The sequence below is a fragment of the Leptolyngbya cf. ectocarpi LEGE 11479 genome (assembly GCF_015207065.1).
GTDB classification, from domain to species: domain Bacteria; phylum Cyanobacteriota; class Cyanobacteriia; order Phormidesmidales; family Phormidesmidaceae; genus Leptothoe; species Leptothoe ectocarpi.
This window is the reverse complement of sequence record NZ_JADEXP010000294.1, coordinates 1-8,198: the sequence shown is the minus strand read 5'-3', so window position 1 is coordinate 8,198 and position 8,198 is coordinate 1. Positions and strand designations below refer to the sequence as shown.

The window sequence follows — 8,198 nt, the reverse complement described above, 5'->3', positions numbered from 1 at the left end:
ACCTTGGGAACTGGCTCGCAGAAAAAAGACAAATGTTCTTTGGAATGTTGATCCCAAGGACTACGAAACTCCAGATCCAGAAAAAATTGCTGATCGCGTTGTTAACAATGTTGAGCCCGGTTCTATTGTTCTTTTACATGATGGCGGTGGTGATCGATCCCAGACAGTAGCAGCAACTAAAATAGTTTTGCAAAAGCTTCAGCAGGAAGGCTATCAATTCAAAACAATTTCTGAGCTGATGACACTGCAGGTGTAAACGTCAATCTGCAATAATCTACTACAGGCCATTACCAATCAAAATAAACGGTGCCCAATAATGCGGATAACTACCTTTCAAAGTTAGGGGCTCCCCGGTAGCAGCACTGACAGCGTGGATCGTTCCCCTGGGTTCACCCACAAAGGAAAGATCGTCATTGACCAGTGCCTGCTGCGCCTGTTGCAGAGCTTCTATTTTCGAATTTCTGACTATACATAGAATTTTATCTAAAATAACAATAAGTCTTTCAACAGTTTATCTACAACCGAGATCTGCACTTCATAATCGGTTTGAAATAAGCTACACAAATGAGTCTGCATTGACTAGCTAATCAATCATTAAGGAAAAATTTCAACAGTTTTTCGACACATTTATCTGCACAGAATCTGCACAGAAATTATTTCCGATTTTAGTTAATATCACAGCTATATAGAGGATTGAATACTTATCTTTTGTCCGCAGAAAAACATTCTTTAACTTACATAAACTTATGTATTTAGTTTGTTAGTAAAACTGTCAATTGGTAACGCTTGGATTTTATCCTTTTGAATGTAAGTGAACAGCGACGGCTTATCTATTTCACATTTGATGGGTAGGTCAGTCTCACTGAATAACATCGTCAGGACCTAAAAACAGCAAATTCATAAACCACAGTCGTATCAATGACTCCGCAAGTTATTGGATAGTCATCGAATAGCTGTGGAACGTTGGAAATGTCAATTTTTCTAGCCTACAGTGTTTATTCCACAAGGTAAGAAAAGAGATTTGCCAAACGCAAAGCTTTAATTCTTTCACTTCTTTGATCAATCAACGATTGATTCTTTCGGTGTTCCCATAATTTGGAGCCTTAGTTCCAAATGGGACTTCATAAATTAGAGACGTCAACTTAGCAGAGGATTTATCGATGAGTATCGTGGCAAAAGTGATTGCTCAATCTGACCGCGCTGACCGATTCCCAGGTAGTGCTGAGCTAACTCAGCTGCAAGACTACTTCAGCAATAGCAATATCCGTCTCAGCGCCGCTCAAAAACTAGCTGCTAACCAACAGAAGATTGTTGATGAAGGCAGTAAGCGATTCTGGGCTCAGTGCCCTAATACGCCTAGTAACAGAGGTGACAAAAAAAGAACGGCCCTTTGCCAACGCGATCAAGGATGGTATATACGCTTAGTGAGCTACTGCATTCTGGCCGGTAATGCTAAGCCTTTGGAAGATATTGGTCTAGATGGAATGCGTGATATGTATGTCTCTCTGCAGGTTCCTCTACCGAATTTGAGAATAGCCATGGGCTGCTTGAAAGAGGTTGCCATGGGTCTCTTAAGCTCTGAAGAAGCAGCATTAGCTGGACCTTACTTCGATCAGCTTGTACGAGCTTTTTAAGATACTAGACCGTTTAAGTCTTTTAGATCAGATAGATCAGATTCAAACTTGACAACAGCCTTTTCTTTAGAGAATAACAATCACCATGCAAGATACGATCACATCCATCATTAACCCCGCCGATGAGAAAGGTAATTATATCGAGGGTGAAGCTCTCGACAACCTGAAACAGTACTTTCAAAGTGGGGCCGTGCGTGTAAAAGCTGCTACTCTAATTGGGTCAAGTGCTGCCAGTATTATTGGTAAGACTGTAGAAGAGAGTCTTCTCTATGGAGATATTACGCTCCCTGGCGGGAACATGTACCCAACCCGACGCTATGCAGCCTGTCTACGGGATTTGACCTACTTCTTACGCTATGCCACCTATGCCATGCTGGCAGCTGATGTATCTATCTTAGATGAGCGTATTTTAAATGGATTAAAGGATACCTATTCGTCTCTAGGGGTGCCGATTGAACCCACCATTCAAGCATTACAGGCAATGAAGGACGTTGTGGCTGAACGAGTAGGCTCTGAAGCGGGTCAAGAAATGGGCATCTATATTGACCATATCATTACCGGTTTAGGCTAAGGTCTGACATCTGAGCTAACAGGCCTACCCGCTACGGTGGGCCTGCTTGAAAACTATTGCTTTTAGTCAACTTTTTGCCATGTACGCTTCTAATAAAAACCAGGAGCAGTCTGCCTGGTGGTCGGGCAATGCCCGATTGATCGACTTGTCTAATACGTTTATTGTGGCTCATGTTGCTCAGGCGGCCCTGATCATGCTGTGGGCTGGGGCATTTACCCTATTTGAGTTAGCTGTCTTTTCTCCAAAAGAACCACTTTATACGCAAGGATTGATTTTGTTGCCCCATCTAGCCACTGAGGGATGGGGAGTGGGTTCAGGCGGTGAAATTGTCGATCCCTCTGTTTGGTTTAAGATTGGGGTAATACACATAGTAGCAGCTGCCGTATTGGCAGCAGGAGCTTATTTCCATCGCACTCGGCTACCCGCTGGCTTAGAGGTAGCTTCGGGGAACGCTGCTAAGTTTCACTTTGAATGGCAAGATGCTCGACAGTTGGGTTTTATTTTAGGGCACCATCTCGTTATCTTGGGTTTGGGGGCGTTATTATTTGTCGCTAAAGCCCAATTTTTTGGCGGCCTATATGATAGCAGTATAGGAGAAGTTCGCCTAGTTACGTCACCCACACTTGACCCAGCGGCTATTTGGGATTACAAAACTCATCTGTTTGATGTCAGCACGCTAGAAGACTTAGTCGGCGGTCATATTTATGTGGCTGTGTTGCTGATTGTCGGTGGTGCCTGGCATATTTTAGTACCTCCCTTTCAATGGGTTAGGCGAGTCTTTCTCTTTTCAGGTGATGGTATCCTGTCGTATTCCCTATTTGGTATTGCTTTAGCAGGGTTTGCCGCGTCATATTACTGTGGGTTTAACTCGTTAGCCTACCCAGAAGAATTTTATGGCCCTACATTAGAGCTACAGTCGTCGCTTTTACCACGCTACTTTGAAGCCCAGCCAACGTTGGCAGCGGGTTATACGAGTCGTATCTGGTTGGCGAATGCCCATTTCTATCTAGCCTTTTTCTTTTTACAAGGGGGCTTATGGCATTTTCAGCGAGCAATGGGCTTCGATATAGGCAGCCTGAGGGAAACCTGGCAGCAAAATCTAGCACTAGCTAGTGACAATCCATCACTCACATATCAACGTTCGAGACTATCACAGCCTCAATCCATATCGTTTTTACAATATGGATTACCGCAGGCTGAGTCTCAGTCTTGGCTTAAACAAGAACAACCTTTTGCAGACTATTTTTATCGTCCATCTCAGGGGATTGAGCACCCCAGCTTGACGACTATCAATGGGATTGAAAAGGCACTTTATCAAACCACCTATCATTTCCAAAAGGAAACCTTTTATCAACCGTCTAAACAGGTGGATGATGAGACACTATTTGGATATGGTAGCAAGAGCTTCAAAGAACTGTATGAGCGACCAAAGACGCTAGCGAATACATCTGCCTACGCCAAACCGATTGCAACGGTATTTTATGAACCTAAGCGCAGTGGCAACGGTGTTCATAGTTCTGACGTTGAAAGTAAGACGGTATAAACAGGCTACAAAGCTCAAGGTATAAGCCTTGTTTAGTTAGATGTGAATCTTAGTAAAACGGATGGGGCAACCCATCTGTTTTTTTTATAGTACTTTTATATGAGCCTGAGGTATGCCTTCTGGTAACGTTTAGAGTGGTACTCGACGCTATGGCTCGCCCCGGCCAGATTCAAATTGAGCAGATTTATTCTCTATGCCTTCCCTGTAGGGGAGCTAGGCCAGCAGGTTGCACGCATACCTAGCCTCTCAATCCGAACACTAGCAGCTACCCGTTCTCGCTCCAGTTCAGGCAGCTCATAGAATAAACTAAACGTGTATAGCAAACTGCCAAAAGATTAACCCAACCCTTGCAACGGCTTAAATTCGATTATAGATGATACAAAATGGTAATCTGTGTCCAACAGCAGCGCGAATGAATGGAGAATTTGCTGAGCAACCAGCGTAGTCAGTATGCCGTTGAGGTTGAGGATATTGTCAAATCATTTCGAGGCAGGTTAGCGCTCGATTCTGTTTCTTTTTCTGCCGAAGAAGGAGAGATGTTGGCACTGGTTGGAGCGTCCGGCTCGGGTAAGTCCACGTTACTCCGGAACATCAATGGACTGCATCAGGCAGACCGGGGCACAATTCGTATATTGGGCAATGTTTTACAGTCTAACGGCCAGTTTCATTCCCACATACGGCAGCTGCGGGGACAGATTGGTTTTATCTTTCAGCAGTTTAATCTAGTCAATCGCCTGACGGTGCTAGAAAACGTGCTGGTTGGTAATTTAGCCAATATCTCGCTGATTCGCTCTTTGCTGAAGCAATTTTCCAAAGCAGAGAAGATTGAGGCCCTGTGTGCCCTAGAGCGCGTTGGCATTCTAGAGCAAGCCCACAAAAGAGCCTCTATGCTATCGGGTGGGCAGCAGCAGCGGGTTGCGATCGCACGCTGTTTGATGCAGGGTGCAAACATCATCTTGGCGGATGAGCCCATTGCTTCATTGGATCCAGAGTCGGCCCGTAAAGTCATGGAGCTGCTGACCACCCTCAACCAAGAGCAGGGAATTACCGTGATTGCCTCGCTGCACCAGGTCCAGATTGTACAGCGCTACTTTAAGCGCTCGGTTGCCCTGCAGCAAGGAAAAATTTGTTTTGACGGTCTCACCAAGGATCTGGGCACATCACAGCTTGCCGAAATCTACGGTGGAGCCACAGAAGAATTAGTTTTGCGCGGCCATGGAGAAGTCTTTAGCAACTGACCTCATGGCTAAACCGACGACTAACCATTCTCAGACGGATGTTGATAGCTCAATGCTGTCTTCTGACGTTCTACATACGCTAGGTCAGGAAAAGAAGTTAGTAACGCCCTTGCGGATTTTCTGGCTGATTGTTGCGATCGCAGTTCTCATCTACAGTGGTGAAAAAAGCGATCTCAGCTTTATCGAACTCGCTCAAGGTAGCGGCAATATGGCCGAATATATCAGCCGCTACTTTCCACCCAACTTTACCGACTGGCGCTTTTACTTATCAGATATTTTAGAAACCGTCGGGATGGGCGTCTGGGGAACCATAATGGCCGCCATTGTAGCGGTACCCCTATCCATTATGGCCGCAGAAAATGTTGCCCCTCCGTGGCTAGTTTTTATTATTCGGCGGTTTATGGATGCCATGCGAGCCATCAACGAAGTCGTCTTTGCACTGATTTTTGTCGTAGCGGTAGGTCTAGGCCCTTTTTCCGGCGTTTTAGCGCTATTTGTTCACACAACAGGTACGCTGGGCAAGCTCTTTTCTGAAGCCATCGAGGCGATTGACCCCGGACCCGTTGAAGGAATACGAGCAACGGGTGCTTCAAAACTACAAGAAATTATCTTTGGCGTAGTTCCCCAGGTTATTCCTTTGTGGACTTCCTATACGCTCTATCGGTTTGAAGCCAACGTACGCTCAGCTTCGGTACTGGGTATTGTCGGAGCCGGTGGCATCGGCGTTTCACTCTATCAAAGCTTTCGCAGCTTTAAATATGGCAAAGTATCCGCCATTCTGATTCTCTTGATCTTGACGGTAACTATTATCGACACCGTTTCAGCCAAGATCCGCCAGAAATTAGTATAGCTAAGGGCTGCTAGTATGTGACACCAATCTTTCGCCGTTGACGTAGGCATTGGGGTGATTGTCTTTGTGCTCTGCCAGCAAAGAGAAACAGATTTTGGTAATAGGCGTTTTACTAAGTCTGGTGCCGCTGGCGATTGTCTTGGAGTTAAGTATTCTTACTAACACGTTTACGGTGGAGTTTGGCTGGGGGCGGTCCACCATTGTGATGAATTAAGGTTAAGCGAAGTCATCTAAAATAGCTCGTTCTTTGACCCAGCGTTTGATCAAAGGAATATCAAATTCGTATTGGCCACCGTTTTCTTTGAGCACGTGGTAGCGCACCATGCGTCGGAGAGCTGATTTAGTTGCTATATCGTTTGCTGTAGGCTGGCTGCCATATGCTAGGGCTTTTAGGACTATTTGACCTGCGCGGATTTCGTCTGGGTCGGTTGGGTTACCTGTAAACTCAGTCCAGACGTTAGTAAAGTAAGAGGTACCGAGGGTAAAGGCTCGGGGAATAGCGGCCTCTAGCATTTCGGCAGTGGCGGTTTGGGTATAGCGTTCGTTGGCTTCGGTGACGAGGGCTGCGCCGATGAGCTGGAGGAGATTGGGGTGGCACTGGGTAATGCGTAGAATGTTGTCTACCAATCCTGGTACATAAGTAAGGGCAAACTCAGGATCTGGGTTAGTAAGAAGATCATGGGCTTCGTCGGACTCCAGGTAGAGCATTTCGACGGGAACGACACTGATGAAATAGCTACTCCAATTGGGGCCAATTTCGTCGAGAGTCTGAACACCAGAGAAGATAAATCCTAGTTGGTCCCAGTGTTGTATGAGACTACGGAGTTCGTCGAAGAGGGAAAGGCCTAGTTTGCCTTGGTTGATGGCGGTGCCAATTTTTTCAAATTCGTCAAGGTTAATGAGGAGTCGACGATCTCCGAGTTGATTGAGAACAGTTTCTAACCAGGTTTCAAATGTATCATAAGGATATTTTTCAAACTCTCTAGCATTAGGTTCTTGAGAAATTTTGATACCCTGACTGCGTCCATCACGGCGAATAGCACGAGCGAGGCTACGAAGGAAACTTATTTCATTAGCAGTGGCAGCGGAGCTTTGAATATCGATAAAAATGGGGAGCCAATTACTTGGGAGGAGGCGAGGAAGATTATTGAGGAAGGAGGTTTTTCCACAGCGACGAGGACCATGAAGAACTATAGTAGGACGATTGCGATCAAGTAAGAGGCGAACGATATTTTCAGCAAATTTTTTTCGACCTTTAAAGAGTTCGGACTGGGTTAGTTTAAGGGGATTTCCATACTGAAATGGGTTAAGCAACTCACCTTGAGAGAGCTTTTTTTGTTCTTCTAATTCTAGTTCTAAAATGGTTTTCCAATGCTTTATAACTGGTTGCCAGCGTTTTATTGAATTAGCCTGGAACCCTAGACCAGATAAGTTCATCTCTAATGAACTAAGCTGATCAACAACTCTTTCAAGGCCTCGCTCCTTTAGAGCATAGTTATTAGCTTCAAATACTGCGTCTACATCTCGAGAAATACTTTGAAGACGTGTAAAAATAACATTTAAATCTGGGTCAATAGTTCTTAAAGAAGCTATCTCTTCTGGAAGATTTTCATAATAGGTAGGCAATAATACTCTCAATACGTTTTTAGCTAGTTTATCTCCAGAATCAGGCAGCAAAGCTTGAAACGATGAGACATTTTCAATTTGAATTAGTTGCTTTGCTATAATATCTGGCATAGCTTTCTTGACGGTCTTTTTAAGAGTTGGGAAAGAAGATGATCGCATCTTTTGGAGAGCATCTAACCCAAAGACTGGAGTTGTCCAAAAAACCTTCGATAAAAGTTGAGCATGACCTGGTAATTGAATCCATATAAGTTCACTACTAAAAGGAGGCAATCTTCTCAATCGAACATCGAAGTTTGGTTTGATAAAATGGTTATCAGAAACTCTAAAGAAGTCAAAATCAAAAGAAAGAATTGCTAGTATTGGATAATCAGGTATTAGACGATAATAAAAAGCAAAAGTTACTGGGAATACCCAAAGCGATTGAAAACCAAGATTTTCAATACATAGCATTACCATTAATATACTGACAAAGATGCCTCCAATTTTATTTTGGGTGTATGAATAGCTAAATGAAACTACTCCTGTGAATACTAAGAATGGTAGTAATTTAAGTGTACTAATACTTGCAACTAAGCTTAAGGTTGTCCCCATGATTATGCCTGAAGATATACCTAAAGTAACACCTGAAATTACACCTGAAATCATGCCTGAGACTGTTCCTAAAGCTCTAAAAGCTATTGTGATTTCAATGCCTACTGCAACCAAAGTTGAAAACACTCTCACTATATTTATAGGG

At 44.1% G+C, this 8,198-nt stretch carries 6 protein-coding genes and 1 pseudogene; 6 read left to right on the top strand and 1 reads right to left on the bottom strand.

Going from position 1 to position 8,198, the window contains the following annotated elements; genetic code table 11:
* The 6 genes and pseudogenes from IQ260_RS23325 to phnE form a co-directional block, all read left to right on the top strand.
* Positions 1-256, top strand: a pseudogene (locus IQ260_RS23325) (polysaccharide deacetylase family protein); the annotation flags it as partial.
* 904 nt (positions 257-1,160) lie between these two features.
* The gene (gene apcD / locus IQ260_RS23320) at positions 1,161-1,634 is read left to right on the top strand and encodes an allophycocyanin subunit alpha-B (protein ID WP_193995480.1); all 474 of its coding nucleotides are present in this window, start codon (positions 1,161-1,163) and stop codon (positions 1,632-1,634) included.
* An 85-nt stretch (positions 1,635-1,719) separates the two neighbouring features.
* Complete coding sequence (locus tag IQ260_RS23315; protein ID WP_193995479.1) at positions 1,720-2,205, top strand: allophycocyanin subunit beta; 486 nt, start codon at positions 1,720-1,722, stop codon at positions 2,203-2,205.
* 79 nt (positions 2,206-2,284) lie between these two features.
* The gene (locus IQ260_RS23310; RefSeq protein WP_193995478.1) at positions 2,285-3,748 is read left to right on the top strand and encodes a chlorophyll a/b binding light-harvesting protein; all 1,464 of its coding nucleotides are present in this window, start codon (positions 2,285-2,287) and stop codon (positions 3,746-3,748) included.
* 416 nt (positions 3,749-4,164) lie between these two features.
* Positions 4,165-4,986, top strand: a complete 822-nt coding sequence (gene phnC, locus IQ260_RS23305; protein WP_193995477.1) for a phosphonate ABC transporter ATP-binding protein — start codon at positions 4,165-4,167, stop codon at positions 4,984-4,986.
* Positions 4,964-5,836 carry a phosphonate ABC transporter, permease protein PhnE gene (gene phnE, locus IQ260_RS23300; protein WP_228016374.1) on the top strand — a complete coding sequence of 291 codons (873 nt, stop codon included), beginning with the start codon at positions 4,964-4,966 and terminating at the stop codon, positions 5,834-5,836. Before phnC ends, phnE begins: the two co-directional genes overlap by 23 nt.
* Positions 5,837-6,052: 216 nt before the next feature.
* On the opposite strand, the gene IQ260_RS31205 is transcribed toward phnE, so the two are convergent.
* Positions 6,053-8,053 carry an AAA family ATPase gene (locus tag IQ260_RS31205; RefSeq protein ID WP_228016373.1) on the bottom strand — a complete coding sequence of 667 codons (2,001 nt, stop codon included), beginning with the start codon at positions 8,051-8,053 and terminating at the stop codon, positions 6,053-6,055.
* Positions 8,054-8,198: the final 145 nt, after the last annotated feature.

Coding starts and splice junctions, on each gene's coding strand:
- apcD (WP_193995480.1), top strand. CDS start 1,161: ATGAGTATCGTGGCAAAAGTGATTGCTCAATCTGACCGCGCTGACCGA.
- IQ260_RS23315 (WP_193995479.1), top strand. CDS start 1,720: ATGCAAGATACGATCACATCCATCATTAACCCCGCCGATGAGAAAGGT.
- IQ260_RS23310 (WP_193995478.1), top strand. CDS start 2,285: ATGTACGCTTCTAATAAAAACCAGGAGCAGTCTGCCTGGTGGTCGGGC.
- phnC (WP_193995477.1), top strand. CDS start 4,165: ATGGAGAATTTGCTGAGCAACCAGCGTAGTCAGTATGCCGTTGAGGTT.
- phnE (WP_228016374.1), top strand. CDS start 4,964: ATGGAGAAGTCTTTAGCAACTGACCTCATGGCTAAACCGACGACTAAC.
- IQ260_RS31205 (WP_228016373.1), bottom strand. CDS start 8,053: ATGGGGACAACCTTAAGCTTAGTTGCAAGTATTAGTACACTTAAATTA.